Source organism: Proteocatella sp. QWL-06, from assembly GCF_058684135.1.
Genome location: NZ_CM178755.1, coordinates 1,035,679 through 1,050,817, shown reverse-complemented (window position 1 = coordinate 1,050,817; position 15,139 = coordinate 1,035,679). Strand labels below are relative to the sequence as shown.

Here is a 15,139-nt window from a genome sequence, read left to right as displayed (position 1 = left end):
CGAAGACGATCTTTCAGTTGAAGCTGATAATTTCACTTTTGTTGTTGAAAAAGAACTTGTTGATGAGTTCGGAACTTTTGAAATTAAATATTTTGATGAAGGCGGAGCATCCGGCATTTATGTTGAGACAAGCGTTAAGCCTGAAGGCGGTTGCTCAAGTTGTGGCGGAAGCTGCAGTTAATAATGCATTTAAAATTCCTATCTTATCGATAGGAATTTTTTTATTGCATCGTATTTATCCTCTATTGGGTCCTGAAGTCAACATTGATTATTTTTCCAGCATCGAATTTTGATACTGAATCATCATTTTCTCTGTCTGATTCTCCCGGTGCATATCCTTTTAAAATCCACTTTTCTGAGGTTTTGTAGTATGCTCTTATATTTTCCAGAAATAGCTGGTACTGTGAGCCCTGAGGCAGTGCATAATTCATCTGAAGCATATTCAGTATGAAGCCAGGTTCAAATTCGATTTTTGAGAATGTAAAGATCAGATTCTTGAGTTCTTCCTTTTCATATTCAGTCAGCCTGTTTTCGGATTCCAGCATGTCTATTATAAGTGTCAGAGCAAGGCTGTCCTCATAATAATGAGGATCACCACGGTGAATCAGTTCCTGAATATCATATTCCTTATAGTTTTTTATTGATTCATTCTGAATATCGATAAGATTCTGCACAACTCCTATAACAGCATGGTGGATATAGCCTCCATTTGATATTATGTTTGAATAAAGTGATTTCTCCAAAACTGATTTTGCAAAGGAAAATTCAAACAGCTCTCTTATGTGTGATTTGAATCTGTTTCTGTCCATCATTGTTGATATCTGATCAGAGAGCAGTATATACAGTTTTTCTTCGAGCATTTCGAATGGAATTATTCCATAGGAATTGACATGGCCGACTGCAAGTCTGATTATTTTGCTGTTGAGCGAATTGTATTTATTAATATCATTAAAATCAAGCTTTTCAATGGATTCCATTACTTCCTGTGGTATTATGAGATACTTGCTGTTACCAGTCTTTGCTCTTGCAATAAGACATCTTGAAACAAGAAAATCCATCTTTAGTTCTTCTCTTTCATTCATTACCCTGCTGAATTCCATTGCCCCTTCATTATAAATAATCTGCCCTATATGAGCCATTTCTTCGCTGGTGATAAGCCTGAATACCCTGTTTAGATATTCTTCCATATGAGGTTTTAATGCTTCAATAATCTCGTTTTTGCTTGATCGTTCAGGCAGATCCATATTCATGAATATGGTGATTTCTTTAAGAAATTCTATAGGATATATATTTTCAAATTTATACGGCCTGTAAAAATTTATCCACTGTCCAAAGGTCCTGTAAGACATTTGCTGCTGTCTGTATCTTTTTTCCATGGATTTTACTTCTTCAGTAAGCTTCTCCAGATTACTCATATCAAGACTGTTAAGGTCAATTTTCCCTATCAGCTCACTGATTTCGCTGTTATCTATTGATCTTTCGAGCTTTTCCCTTGTGCTCTCGTCTATTTCTATGCCCATCTGCCTGAAAATTTCACTGAATCTATCCAAATTCCCGCTTCCTGTTTTTTCAACAGGCTTAGGTTCATCTTTTTTCTTTTTTATCTGATCAAAGCTTATTACTTTATTCTTATCATCCATTGAGTTTTTCCTCCATTGATTTCAAGACTCGATTTTCATGTTCAATAAGGAATTTTTTGATGTCCAGGCCGCCTGCATATCCAACCAGATTCCCATTTGATCCTATCACTCTGTGACATGGAACAACAATCGCGTATCTGTTCTTATTGTTTGCATTTCCAACAGCTCTGAATCCCTTACTGCAATTTATATTTTCCGCCAATTCCTTGTAAGACGCTGTATGTCCGTAAGGTATATCTTTGAGAGCTCGCCATACTTTTTTCTGGAAATCAGTTCCTCTGAATTCTATCTCAATATCAAAAGCCATTCTTGTCCCTGCAAAATATTGATCTAACTGAATCTTTACTGATTCAGTTATATGGTTTGACTGCTTATTCTGATCAGCCTCTTTTACAAAATCTATGCTCTCCAGGCCAGTATCTGAAGCCGATATCTCCACTATGCCCACAGGGCAGCTGCAATATGAATAATACATCTTGACTCTCCTGCTAAAATACTTTTAATGGTAAAATTCTACACAAATCATATAATAATTATAACCTATATCCTATGATTATTACAGCTTAATATTTTCTGTGTTCAAATGTGATATTATCACTTATTGTTATTGCAAAAGGTGTTATAATAATAAAAAAATAAGGAGTGAGAATATATGAAAATAAATATAAGTGAAAATGCAAAAGAAAAGATGAAAGAGTATTTTAAGAATGAGGTTCCTCTGAAGCTTGTCATTCAAGGTGTCTCCTGATGTGGTCCTACATTTGCGGTTGTTTCGGAGAAACACCTTGTTAAGGACGAAATCTATAAAGAAGAAGGTCTGGAGATTGCAATCAGTGAGAATGTAAGCAATATGCTTTCTGAAGTGCGTATTGATTATTCAAACAAATTTTTCAGAAAAGGCTTTATCGTAATGCCTGTTCCCAAATAAAGAATCTATAAAGGGGCTGTCGGGAAATAACCCCCAAAGAAAAAAGCGACTAGTTCGCTTTTTTTAATGCAAAAAAAAAGATGACAAAATAATATTGCCATCTCTTTCCGTTATATTATAAAATATAACTACTCATGAAACAATATTATAACCAATTTTTTGAAAAAGGACAACAGGTTATTAATTTTAATTTTTACAATTTAGGTTTATCTGCTGACGATCCAGTCTATACCCTAATAAATATATTGGAGGATTTCGATTTTTCTAGCTTGCTGGCTAGATACTCAAACAAGGGAAGAAAAGGCTATAACCCTATTATGTTATTTGCAGTATTGCTTTATGCAAATATGAGAGGAATTAGAGCTGTTGACCGCATTGTAGAACTTTGCGAAAGAGATATAGCCTTTATTTGGCTGACAAAAGGCGAAAAGCCTCAAAGAGATACTTTCTATGCTTTCTTAAATGAAAAATTAACAAAGGAAATACTTGAAGATCTTCATTACCAGTTCATACGAATATTAGAAAAGAAGGGACTCGTTACTTTAAAAACCCTATTTATAGACGGCACTAAAATTGAAGCAAATGCAAATAGATATACATTTGTATGGAGAGGAACTGTAAATTATCATTTAGCAGGTCTTCTGGATACTATTGATAAGCTGTACCTAAGATATAATCAGTTTCTGGAATCTCAAAATTATCACAAAGCCTATAACTTACCTTTAGAAACCATGTTTGTTGTGGAAGGAATTGATAAAGTTAAGGATATTATTGCTAAAAATAGAAAGCGAAAATCATTAAATCTGGAAAAGCTTTCAAACAACTCAATCATTGAAATTGGCAATATATGTCCATTGAAATTAATTGAGCTTCAAGCAAACTTAAGTCGCATTGCTGACGCAGAAAAAATTCTCTTTGTTCATGGAAAGAGAAATAAAAAAAGCGAGCTGCAAAAACTCTATGAGGCAATTGAAGAAGCTTCAACAAGACTATTGAAATATAAAGAACATTTCAAGCTTATGGGAACTGATAGAAATAGTTATTCAAAAACAGATATAGAAGCAACCTTTATGCGTATGAAAGATGATCATATGCAAAATGGACAGTTGAAACCAGCATACAACGTTCAAATTGCAGTTGAAAACTATTTTATTATCCATACTTACATCAGCAATGACAGAACGGACTATAATACACTTATTCCTGTACTTGAAAAACATAAAAAGTATCTTAAAAAATTTCCGCAGGAAGTAACAGCCGATAGTGGTTATTCCAGTGAAGCTAACTTAGTTTACCTTAAAAACAATAACATAGATTCATACATAAAACTTCAAATGCATGAAAAAATGAAAACCAGGGCGTACAAGAACGATCCCGGCAAGTTTTATAATATGGAAAAAATAATCACAGAAAACGGTGTTCAGTTCATATGCAAAGATGGACGAAAACTTCAATATGAACGCTCTGAATACAGAAACCATAATGGTTACAGAAGTAATTTCGAAGTCTACGCTTGCAAAGATTGCAGCGGATGCGAGTTTAAGCCACACTGTTTGTATAAATACAACGAAGAAAAAGATATCCACAAAAACAAAGTTATGAAGATAAATCTGCTTTGGGAAACCTTAAAGACAGAGTCCAATAATAATGTACAAAGTGAAAAAGGTATCTTGTATCGTCAGATACGTTCCATTCAGACCGAAGGTCATTTTGGAGACATCAAAGAAAATGATAATTTTAGAAGATTTAATCACCGGACATCTGAAAAAGTACATAAAGAGTTCTTTTTGTATGCTATAGGCAGAAATTTAAATAAGTATTATCGCTTCTCAAAAGAAATAATTAAGACCTATGAAGCAAAAATAGCTTAATCCTATCGGATTTTTATAAGTCATGAGCAAATATCACATGGCTTTTTTTGCCATACAATAAATATTGAATTAAACAAAAAAATCCCAGATTATTCGATTCTCTACATTCTTGTAGATGTTGAATAATCTGGGATTTTTAATTATTAGAGCTTATGGGTCAAAAAACTTCATTCTCCGACAGCCCCTTTATAGTAAAATCAATATTTTAGTTTGCCAGTTCAAGTATTGCTGAAGCAAAAATCTTGATTCCTCTCATAAGGGAATCCACACTGATATGTTCATTAGGCTGATGAATATTATGGTCTTCTCCTGGGAAGCTAGGTCCAAAAGCCACCATGTCCGGGAATGATTTTGCGTATGTTCCGCCACCTATACCTATAAGACTTGTTTTCTCTCCAGTTTGCGCTTCATATACGTTTGACAGCTTCTTGATCAGCTCAGATTCTTCCGGTACAAAAAGCGGCCTCACTATATTTGTATTTTCCATAGTGATTCCATATTTTTCAGCCTTCTTTCTGATTCCTTCCATTACATCTTCAGGAGAAAATGTAACCGGTACTCTAGAATCAACCGTAAAGCTTATAGATTCACCATCATAATCTATAACTCCTATATTTAAAGTGAGCTTTCCAGATTCACTGTCCTCGCAGAATACACCAAGTGTATTTCCGTCAGTCTCCATGTTTATCTCATTGTTCATGAAATCAAGGAAATCTTTTAAGTCGCCTTCAAAAGACGAGTTTCTGAGATTATCCGCCAACTTTAGGAGTGCGTTCTCACCCTTTTCCGGAGTGCTTGCATGTGCTGATTTACCAGCTATTTCACAGCATACATTGCCTGTATGTGTTTCCCCGTTTATATTCAAGATCAGATCTGTTTCGATTTCAAATTTTAGATTTGGCATCACTACGTTCTTTACCGTACCACCGCTGAGCTGCTTCAGTCTGTAATTCATATTGTTATCGAGTTTTTTTCTGAGAACGCATGAGAACATTCCTTTTTCTGCGTTTATTATAGGAAAATCTGCATCAGGCGTAAATCCTGCTACCGGTATTTCTTCTCCTGATTTTATGTAGTGTGCGACGCAGCTGCTTCCGCTCTCCTCGTCCGCTCCAAATATGACTCTTATTCTTCTGCCATGTTCGAGGCCAAGATCCTTGATCGCCTTGAGAGCATACAGTGAACCTATTGTTGGCCCCTTGTCATCACTTACCCCTCTTCCGTACATTATTCCATCATGAATCTCAGCTGCAAGAGGATCATGAGACCAGCCATCTCCAAGTGGGACTACATCCAGATGTCCAAGTATTGCTACCATTTCATCGCCTTCTCCTATTTCAGCATATCCTATCCTATTATCAATATTTTTTGCTTTGAGTCCTAGTTTTTCAGCCTGTTCGATTGCATTTTCAAGCGCATCTTTAGGGCCTTTTCCAAATGGCGCATCTGGTTCAGGATTGCTCTTAACGCTGTATATTGAAACACTCTGCCTTATCCCTTCAATTATTTCGCCTTTCATATCATCAATTCTCTGATTAAGTTCCTTGTACTTCATCTCTTTCCTCCTTGTTTTGTCGAATGCTTACCTCTCCCGAATTCAAGGTCAGCAATCCGTTTTTTGTCTCTATTATAAGAAAGCCATTTCTGTCTATATCCACGGCTTTTCCCTGAATAGGCTTCTCCTGTCCAAAATAAGTTATTTCCAGCATCTTTCCAAGTACTAATGACTTGTTTCTGTAATACCTTATTATTTCATCATTTTCTATATCATTCATACACTCATCTATTTCAATTATCAGCTGAGCTATAAGCTGGTTTCTGGTTACTCCAAAGGTATCGTCCATAAATACAGAGGACGCCCTGTCTGTTATTTCATCAGGAAAGCTTTCTGATGGCGTGTTGAAATTTATCCCTATTCCCAGTATGATCTTTCCAATTATTCCTGTTTCAAAATCAGTAACTGCCTCAGTAAGTATTCCACATACCTTTTTATCATCAATGTATATATCGTTTATCCATTTGATTCGGGTATCTTTCTTTGTTACTTTTTCGATAGCTCTGCTCACTGCAACGGATGCCGCAACAGTTACGAGAATAGAGTTTTCTATCTTGATGAAAGGATCCAGAATGAAGCTGCAGTATATACCTGTACCTTTCGGAGAGTAAAACTCTCTTCCCAGTCGTCCTCTTCCCTGTTCCTGTTCGTTTGCAATTATTATGTCCGGATAAGATTCTCCTTCCATAAGGATTTTTTTTGCGAATGTATTAGTTGAATCAACTCTTTCGAAATACTGAATTCTTCTGTTTTTTCCTTCTTTTTCAATAATTTCATTTATGATTTCAGGCGAAATGATGTCTTTCTCATTCCCAAGCCTGTAACCTCTGTGATGAATGGATTCGATATCAAATCCCTGCTTTTTAAGTTCATTTATTATCTTAAATACTGCGCTTCTCGTTATGCCCAGTTCTCCTGTGATTTCTGAGCTGGAAACACATTCGCCGTTTTTGCGATATAATATCTGAAGAACTCTGTCTCTGTTTTTCATAGAATCTCCCTGATATATCCTCTATCTCATTGAAATTAGTAAATTCTCTACTATATCCACATCCGATAATGTCTCTATATATTCAGTGCCTCTCTTCTGCCTTGTTTCTCTTCCTTTGCCGGTAAGAAGCACTACTGCATCGGAACTGTAATATGAAACTGCTTTTTGTATGGCCTCTTCTCGGTCTTCTATTATCAGGCAATGTGCCTTTCTTCCAGAAGCGTGTGTAAGGATTTCAGTGCATATTTTATGAAGATCCTCTTCCCCATGATCTTCTTCCGTGATAACTACAAGATCTGAATATTCTCCTGCAATCTCTCCCAGATCCTTTCTTCTTGCAAAAGCTTTTCCTCCAGGGCATCCAAACACTGACACTATCTTTTTGCCTGGATATTCTTCCTTAACCGATTCAAAAAGTTTCTGAAAGCTCAGTTTGTTATGTGCATAGTCTACAATTACAGTTATGTCTTTTCCCCTGTCTGCAAAAAGCTCCATGCGTCCGCTTACTTTTGCGGAGGAAAGTCCATCAAATATATTTATATCAGGGATTCCAAGTTTTTTTGCTGCAGCAACCGCTGCTGCTGCATTATATACATTGAACGTCCCTCCAAGACAAATGCTGTATGTCTTTGTTTCGCCTAGATATCTGAGCTTGAAATCAAAACCGTCCGATTTTTTCGTTATGTCAGTCACCTGAAAATCATCTTTTTCATCGCTTCCAAATATTGATATCCTGTCACCGTATTTTGATATATCCACTCCGATTTCGTCAAAGTCTACTGTGTCTGACAATAATACCTGCTTTGAAGAATCCAGAATCATTGATTTTGAAATGAAATAGTCTCTGAAATCTCTGTGCTCTATGTCGCTTATATGATCCTCTCCAATGTTTAAGAAGCAGCCAATATCAAACTCAATTCCTGCTACTCTTCCATATTTGAGAGCCTGACTCGAAACTTCCATTATGCAGTACCTTATTCCATTTTTTCTCATATTATTGAAATGCCAGTGAAGTCTTAGAGGCTCAGGTGTCGTAAGGTGAGATTCCTCAAAAACCTCTCCATCAAAATTCTCTATCGAAGACAGTATCCCTGCAGGTTTTTCACCTATAGAGACAGAATAATTGTCAATTATGCTCTTTAGAAAATAAGCCGTGGTCGACTTTCCTTTTGTTCCTGTTATCCCAATTACTTTCATTGCTTTCCATGCATCTTCATAATAAAAATTCCCCAATATTCCCATGGTTTTCCTTATGTCGTGCACAAGAATGCAAGGCTTAGTTTCATCAATAAGCTCTTTCTGATCTGTGATGTAGCATACTGCCCCTCTGGTGATTGCGTCCTTAAGATATTCAGACTTAAAATGACTTCCCTTGCACACAAACATGGTTCCTTTTACTGATTCTCTTGAGTTGTCCGTAAGCGAGCATATTATTTCGTGCTTAATATCATCATTTACGTGCAGCTCTGAAATCAGTTCATTTCTTTTTAAGACCTCTATGAAATCCGCAATATTCTTTTTCATGCTAAACCCTCTCCTGCCTTCCTCCGCAAAGCTCTATGCACTTTCTGACAAGTATTTCCTGTGCATCAAAATAGTATTCGCTTAGATTATGCAGCTTGTTGTAATATGAAAGCTCCGTACATCCGAGAATTACAGCTTCAGCGCCTTTATCTTCAAGTTCTCTGGAAACTTCTTCAAACATTCTTTTGTCCGGAGCTATGCCTGCCTTTATCTGATCGTATATTATCTGCATTACATATGACTGCTTTTCTTCTGACGGGAGAATTATATCTATACCATGTTCCTTCATTTTGATTTCATATATTCTGCTCATTACAGTTCCATTTGTCGCCATAAGCCCAACCCTCGAAATATTTCTCTTTCTGATCAGGATAGCTGTTTCTTCTATCATATCGATGAAGGAAGCGCCCGTTTCCGACTTCAGCCTGTCAATAAAATAATGTGAAGTGTTGCACGGCATCGCTATATAGTCTACTCCGAATTTAATCAATTTCTCTGCATCGTTTTTTAGCCTTGAATACACAGGCTCTGTAGTTCCGCTCAATATTGCGCTTGTCCTGTCCGGCATGCTTGCATGGTTTATTATCACCATATCTATATGGTCCTGATCTTTGTCGGCAACAGTATTATCAATTATATCCTGATAAAAACACTGCGTGGCCTGCGGACCCATTCCTCCAATTACTCCTAAAGTCCTTCTTGGATACATTATTTTCCTCCCATGTACTTCTTGTATTTTGCATAATGTGAAAGCTGGGATTTAAATAACGAGAGTGTCCTTTTTAAGGATCTGTCTTTTTCATAGAAAAGAGGATTTACATATTCTCCCTTGCTTATAAGCTCTTTCATTTCGTTTTTGCATTCTTCATCAGTTATATATGTGAATGCCACCTGTTTTGGTATTACAATCCATAGCTTCTTATTTGATACCAGCACAGTATCTTGAATTTCTTTACCGGAAAGGAATTCATCAACCACCATTTTCGCCAGATTATATCCAGAATTAGTAACATAAAAATTACTTCGTCCCTGTCTTGGATTTATCTCAAATGCTTTATATTTACCGTCTCTCGGGTCATATTTTATATCAAAGTTTGAGAATCCTCTGTAATCAAGCTTTTCAAGCAGATTTTTATATTTGTCATATAGCTCTCTGTTGTATTCGTTCAATATGACAGCATGATTTCCTATTCCTTTTGGAGTATGCTCTTCAAGAAGCACATGACCAAGCGCCATGAGCTTTACTTTGCCTTTTCTGTCTGAATATGACGTCAGAACTCTCATATTTGAGTCATCTCCAGGTATGAATTCCTGAACTATGATGCTCTTGGAATATCCTGATGCGAATATATCACTTACGGTCTGCTTCAATTCATCTCTTGTGTCAACCAGAAATACTTTATTTTGTCCCTCAAAAGGAAATCTCCAGTACTCTACGCTGTCTGCAGGCTTGATTATATATGGAGCAGAAAATCCGGGATCAGCATCAGGGCTGGTTACTTTTTCATATATGAATGTTGACGGGTAGTCTATTCCATTTTCTTCACACATTTCATAAAATGTTTTTTTATCTGTTAGTGGCTCTATAAGATCAAAGCTCATGTAGGGTGCTATAATGTTTTCTCTGAGATACTTAAGATTGCTGCTTATTACTTCAACATAGCTGTCTCCGCATCCTATCAGAATTATTTTCTTCTCTTTGTTTTTTTCTGCAAATCCGTTGATTTTCTCAAGAAATACGTCTTTTGTATCCATCTTTGGATGAGCGTCAAGTGTAAGTATTGTACTGTTGTTGCATGGTCCGCTTACGGTCTTGCAAAAAACCATGGATTTAATTTCATATTCCTGATGAAACGCTCTTGCCATACTATATACGTTTATGTCATTTCCCATCAGTACTGGAATAAAACTGTCTTTCATATGATATTCCTCCAAATCACGTTTTGAATCTTACTCTATAGATTTTTAAACAAAATAATGTAAGTATATATAAATATAAATATTATAGGCTGATGTAATATATAAACAGTCATAGAATTTCTGCCTGCAGACTCCAATAATCTGTTATGCCTTCTATATGCTTCGTCCGGGAGTTTTTTATCTTTAAGCATTATCTCAGAGAAAACTCCGGCATAAAACATAAGTATATGAGGAATAAGCGGGAAATAATCGGCAGATCTGAAAGACTCATCTGGAAATCCAAGTAATGAAGTAAAGATATTCCTGTATAATGATTCTGGCAAATTTACTGTATATAAACCTTCTATTCCAATATATCCACTTTTAACATTATAGCAAATTATGAGTAAAAATAAACATAATAATACTATAATAGCAGAATTTTTGTAAATAATATTAAGATTGCCTGCTATATGTCTTTTTATCAGACCTAAAGTAATCATTGAAAATCCTAAAAAGTGCAGAATGCCAAATACTATAAATTCATCCGGAATCACAATGAATGTTACTGTGCTTATGATTAAAGCAACAGAAAAAAGCCTTATTCCTCTTTTCATGATATCTTTAGATTTCCAGCTTGATATTCCTGATATGAATATAAAAGAACTTGAAATAAATATCTGAAAATATTTCATAAAACTATTATCGAATAGACTGTATCCTTCGTTGAGGTTGAATACATATTGATAAGAATACAAGAAGTGGTATATTATCATGCAGATGACAAAAAAACCCCTTGCCTCATCAAGAATTATTACTCTTTTCCTGTCAGCCATATGTTCTCCATTCAAAAAACAAGGAGACATAAGTCTCCCTGATATTTTCATATTCGTCTGATATTAGTGTTCCGTTTTCATTGCAATGTCATATACTCGGTTCTTTGAAATCCCTAGTTCTCTGCTTACCGATTTTACAGCATCTTTTCGGCTAAAGTCGGCTTCAAGTCTTTCAATTACAAGTTTTTCAATGTCTGCGTCAGAAATTTCGATTTCCACGTTTTCATGGTTTCCCTGAACTATGAGCACAAGTTCACCCTTAATCTGGTTATCATCTATATAATCAAGCATCTCGGAAACACTTAATCTTATATATGACTCAAACTTCTTGCTTATTTCTCTTGCAAGCACAATATTCCTGTTTCCAAGTACTCCGTGAATGTCCTCGAGCAGATCTTTTATCCTGTGAGGGGATTCATAAAAAACCAGTTCCCCTCTGTAAGACTTGTGGCTCTCAAGTGCAGCCTTTCTTTCACGTGATTTTCTTGAGACAAATCCCATAAATGTGAATTCTTCATCGACAATTCCTGAACCGATTGCCGCAGTAACAAAAGCACACGGACCAGGAAGAACAGTGAAATCAAGCTTCTCCCTTACTGCTGCTTCGATAAGTATCTTCCCAGGATCCTGAATCCCCGGCATTCCTGCATCCGATACTACCGCTATGTTCAGTCCGTTTCTCAAATCTTCTATTATTGAATCCGTTTTTATAAATTCATTGTGTTCATGCATGCTTATAAGCTTGTTTTTTATGCCGTAGTGATTCAGCAGCTTTATAGTGTGCCTTGTGTCTTCACAGGCTATATAGTCTACTTCTTTAAGGGTATTGATTACCCTTATCGTTATGTCTTCAAGATTGCCTATAGGGGTAGGACATATATAAAGCATTTAGAATCCTCCTAAAACTTTACTACTGTAAATTTTATTTATATCTTCTGTATATGTTCCATCCGGATTGTACACATAAAGAGGAGGTAACATCTTAACCCCCTTGTTTCCACACTTCACATACTTTATCATAATCAGATTTGGAGCTTTTTTATTATCCGGGTGTATGAATTTTATCTCTTTGGGCTCAAGCTTGTGCCTCAGACCAGTTTCTATGAGATCAACAAGTCTGTCAGGTCTGTGAATCATAAAAAAAGGCTTGTTGGGTTTTAGCAGATAAGATGCTGTTTCCAAAATATCATTAAGGTCACATTTTACCTCATGCCTCGAAATCATTTTTTTCATATTTTCTGATTTGATTGTATCGACTTTGAAATATGGCGGGTTTGACACCACAAAATCCATTGAGGATTTTTCAAATATCTGTTTTCTGTTTTTTAAATCTCCATTTATTATCTCAATTCTGGGCTCAAGGCCATTCATGGCGACAGATCTTTGTGCCATCTCAGACACTTCAGGCTGAATCTCCAGTCCAAAAATCCGCAAAGCCTCTGATTTAGCAGCAAGGATTATTGGTATTATTCCAGTTCCTGTTCCGAGATCTACACCACGGTCACCTCTTCTGACCTTACAGAAATTTGCAATAAGTACAGCATCTATTCCAAATTTAAATCCATTATCAGATTGAATAATTTTCATGCCATTCATCTGGAGATCTTCTATAGTTTCGTTCTGCTTTAAATCCACATTAATCCTCTAATAGTACTTTCAATTCTTTTTCAAGTTCCCTGTCGATTTTGTCATTTGCTTTTCTTGCATACTTAAGGACAGTTATGTCTTTCAGCTTATATCGCTTTATTTCTATAATATCACTGTTTTTGTCAATCTGCACTTTCAGTTCCTCTGTAAGGACAAAAACGTCAAGCACTTTTCCCTCACCGTCCGGAGTTTTTACCCGGCTTCCTGGAGCTGGCATCACAGAAAGCATTTCCTCGTATACCTCATGTTCATACTTCAGGCAACAGAAGAGCCTTCCGCATATCCCAGATATTTTAGTCGGGTTTAGAGACAGATTCTGATCTTTAGCCATTTTAATTGAAACAGACTGAAAATCACCAAGCCAGGTTGAACAGCATAGAGGTCTTCCGCAACACCCAAGTCCTCCAAGATTTTTTGCTTCATCTCTTACGCCTATCTGTCTAAGCTCAATACGTGTCCTGAATATTGCTGCAAGATCTTTTACCAGCTCTCTGAAATCTATTCTGCCTTCCGCAGTAAAATAAAAAATCAGCTTGTTTCTGTCCAGGGTATATTCAGTACCCATGAGAACCATCTCAAGATTATGCTCAATAGATTTTTTTTCAAAAACCTGACCAGCTTCTTTTGCCATCAGCTTGTTTTCTTCATAGTTCTTTATGTCATCCTCACCCGCAGGCCTTAAAATAGGCTTGAGAGGGGCTATTATTTCAGATTCATCTATTTCCCTGTTTGCAATTGCAATGCTTCCCAGTTCCAGACCTCTTGCAGTCTCAACTATTATCTTGTCTCCCGAATTATATGTGCTTCCATTTGGAGAAAAATAATATATCTTTCCTGCCTTTTTAAATCTTACTCCTACTATTTCAACTTTCATTTTTCCTCCAAAATTTTGTACATCAGCAAATCAATGCAGAGATTTTTGTTGCAGTTCGCGCTTATATAGTTATAGCATTCCTGCATCCAGTTCATTCTGCGTATCAAACCTGCCATGTACATATCGTTTGATAACGATGTCCTGATAGAATCGTTCATAGAAGACATGGAGCTTTTTAGCAGTTCAAGAACATCGTCCTTTTCCATGCTGCTTTCCATTATTTTAAAAATATCATCTTCTGATATTTCTCTTATCTTTCCTGAATCTGTATATTGCATATATGTTTCTGACACGTTTGCAGCATTTCCCGTATAGAGATAATATGCACGAGACCTTATTGTATCTAGTATATTTACAGTGCTGCTGCATATGGAAAATATCCTTGTGTCATCAGGTAGCTCCTCAATGCTTTTAAGGAGAGCGTTTTGAGAGAGCTCTCCAACTTTTTCGAAGTTCCTGAATATAATAAGCTTTGCATCGCCATAAGGCCTGAGCCCTATCTCGAATATGATCCTTTTGATATCAGATATCTGCAAATTCTGAGATTCGTATATACGCACATCCATGTCATTTTCAAAGTCTATTATACCATATTTCTCTGACAGACATGACTTGAGGTTTTCATATATGCTTCCATCGTTTTCTATTAAAAAAAACGAGGAAGCAGAATCTATCATTCTGTATATATCATCTTTATATTTCATGCATGATACCTTCAACAGTCTTCGCTATCTCTTCGTGAATCGCTTCGGGTGTCTTTATGTTTCCATCACTTCCAACACAGTCAATCTTATTCCATGAAAGCCTGTTGCAGATATCTACAGCATTTTCATATGATTTTTTCAGATAATCCCGATTCGATTCATGAATATCCTTGCTTTTCTCACCAGAAATCTTGTTATTTCTATTTTTCATAAGCTCAAGTGATTTCTCATAAGGCATATTCAGAAAAATTGTTATATCTGGCTCAGGAATAACAAATACGCTGTATTCCATATTTTCAATCCAGTCGATGAATTTTAGTCTTTCATCATAGTTTTCGATCTTTGATGCCTGATTGATTATATTCGAAGACGTGTATCTGTCGCTGATTATTATGTCTCCCTGGTCATAATATTTCTTCCATGATGTCCGAAACGATGCAAATCTGTCACAGGCGAAAAATATAGAAGCAACCTGAGCACTAACATCACCGGGCTCTTTTCCAAAATCTCCATTAAGATACATCTTGACCAGTGCTGATGAATCGCTTTTATAATCAGGAAATGATATCTGCCTGACATTCATTCCTTTTTCAAGGAAATAATCATACAGCATCTTTGCCTGTGTCTGTTTGCCCGAAGAATCCGTGCCCTCAATACTTATCAACATATT

14 protein-coding genes are annotated in these 15,139 nt (G+C 36.2%); 1 reads left to right on the top strand and 13 read right to left on the bottom strand.

The features are described 5' to 3' along the window. Nucleotides 1–242: 242 nt before the first annotated feature. Both AC4PGZ_RS05055 and AC4PGZ_RS05050 read right to left on the bottom strand, forming a co-directional pair. On the bottom strand, nt 243–1,640 hold the full coding sequence (locus AC4PGZ_RS05055) for a hypothetical protein (RefSeq protein WP_492159963.1): 1,398 nt from the start codon (nt 1,638–1,640) through the stop codon (nt 243–245). Further along, nucleotides 1,633–2,115: a methylated-DNA--[protein]-cysteine S-methyltransferase gene (locus AC4PGZ_RS05050; protein WP_492159961.1), complete on the bottom strand. Its 483-nt coding sequence runs from the start codon at nt 2,113–2,115 to the stop codon at nt 1,633–1,635. Before AC4PGZ_RS05050 ends, AC4PGZ_RS05055 begins: the two co-directional genes overlap by 8 nt. 587 nt (nt 2,116–2,702) lie before the next feature. Between AC4PGZ_RS05050 and AC4PGZ_RS05045 the strand changes: the two genes are divergently transcribed. Further along, nucleotides 2,703–4,439, top strand: coding sequence for an IS1182 family transposase (locus tag AC4PGZ_RS05045; protein ID WP_492159960.1), 1,737 nt, complete (start codon nt 2,703–2,705; stop codon nt 4,437–4,439). Between the two features lie 205 nt (nt 4,440–4,644). Here the strand turns inward: AC4PGZ_RS05045 and pepV are convergent, their stop codons facing one another. The 11 genes from pepV to AC4PGZ_RS04990 form a co-directional block, all read right to left on the bottom strand. Continuing rightward, nucleotides 4,645–5,994 (bottom strand): dipeptidase PepV, encoded by a 1,350-nt coding sequence (pepV, locus tag AC4PGZ_RS05040; RefSeq protein WP_492159959.1) that lies wholly within the window; start codon nt 5,992–5,994, stop codon nt 4,645–4,647. Next, the gene (locus AC4PGZ_RS05035; protein WP_492159958.1) at nt 5,975–6,985 is read right to left on the bottom strand and encodes a biotin--[acetyl-CoA-carboxylase] ligase; all 1,011 of its coding nucleotides are present in this window, start codon (nt 6,983–6,985) and stop codon (nt 5,975–5,977) included. Before AC4PGZ_RS05035 ends, pepV begins: the two co-directional genes overlap by 20 nt. A gap of 21 nt (nt 6,986–7,006) precedes the next feature. Beyond that, nucleotides 7,007–8,509 carry a Mur ligase family protein gene (locus tag AC4PGZ_RS05030; protein WP_492159957.1) on the bottom strand — a complete coding sequence of 501 codons (1,503 nt, stop codon included), beginning with the start codon at nt 8,507–8,509 and terminating at the stop codon, nt 7,007–7,009. 1 nt (nt 8,510) lies between these two features. After that, nucleotides 8,511–9,218: a cysteate racemase gene (cuyB, locus tag AC4PGZ_RS05025; protein WP_492159956.1), complete on the bottom strand. Its 708-nt coding sequence runs from the start codon at nt 9,216–9,218 to the stop codon at nt 8,511–8,513. Next, the gene (locus AC4PGZ_RS05020) at nt 9,218–10,429 is read right to left on the bottom strand and encodes a carboxylate--amine ligase (RefSeq protein ID WP_492159955.1); all 1,212 of its coding nucleotides are present in this window, start codon (nt 10,427–10,429) and stop codon (nt 9,218–9,220) included. Before AC4PGZ_RS05020 ends, cuyB begins: the two co-directional genes overlap by 1 nt. Nucleotides 10,430–10,464: 35 nt before the next feature. After that, complete coding sequence (locus tag AC4PGZ_RS05015) at nt 10,465–11,244, bottom strand: heparan-alpha-glucosaminide N-acetyltransferase domain-containing protein (RefSeq protein WP_492159954.1); 780 nt, start codon at nt 11,242–11,244, stop codon at nt 10,465–10,467. A gap of 63 nt (nt 11,245–11,307) precedes the next feature. Further along, a complete protein-coding gene (gene rsmI, locus AC4PGZ_RS05010; RefSeq protein WP_492159953.1) occupies nt 11,308–12,132 on the bottom strand; it encodes a 16S rRNA (cytidine(1402)-2'-O)-methyltransferase in 825 nt (274 codons plus the stop codon). Continuing rightward, nucleotides 12,133–12,879 carry a tRNA1(Val) (adenine(37)-N6)-methyltransferase gene (locus AC4PGZ_RS05005; protein WP_492159952.1) on the bottom strand — a complete coding sequence of 249 codons (747 nt, stop codon included), beginning with the start codon at nt 12,877–12,879 and terminating at the stop codon, nt 12,133–12,135. It lies immediately after the preceding gene. A 1-nt stretch (nt 12,880) separates the two neighbouring features. Then, entirely contained in the window at nt 12,881–13,765 is an 885-nt protein-coding gene (locus AC4PGZ_RS05000; protein ID WP_492159951.1) for a PSP1 domain-containing protein, read from the bottom strand. Next, complete coding sequence (locus AC4PGZ_RS04995) at nt 13,762–14,469, bottom strand: DNA polymerase III delta subunit-related protein (protein ID WP_492159950.1); 708 nt, start codon at nt 14,467–14,469, stop codon at nt 13,762–13,764. The genes AC4PGZ_RS05000 and AC4PGZ_RS04995 overlap by 4 nt, the downstream gene beginning before the upstream one ends. After that, nucleotides 14,459–15,136: a dTMP kinase gene (locus AC4PGZ_RS04990; RefSeq protein WP_492159949.1), complete on the bottom strand. Its 678-nt coding sequence runs from the start codon at nt 15,134–15,136 to the stop codon at nt 14,459–14,461. The genes AC4PGZ_RS04995 and AC4PGZ_RS04990 overlap by 11 nt, the downstream gene beginning before the upstream one ends. Nucleotides 15,137–15,139: the final 3 nt, after the last annotated feature.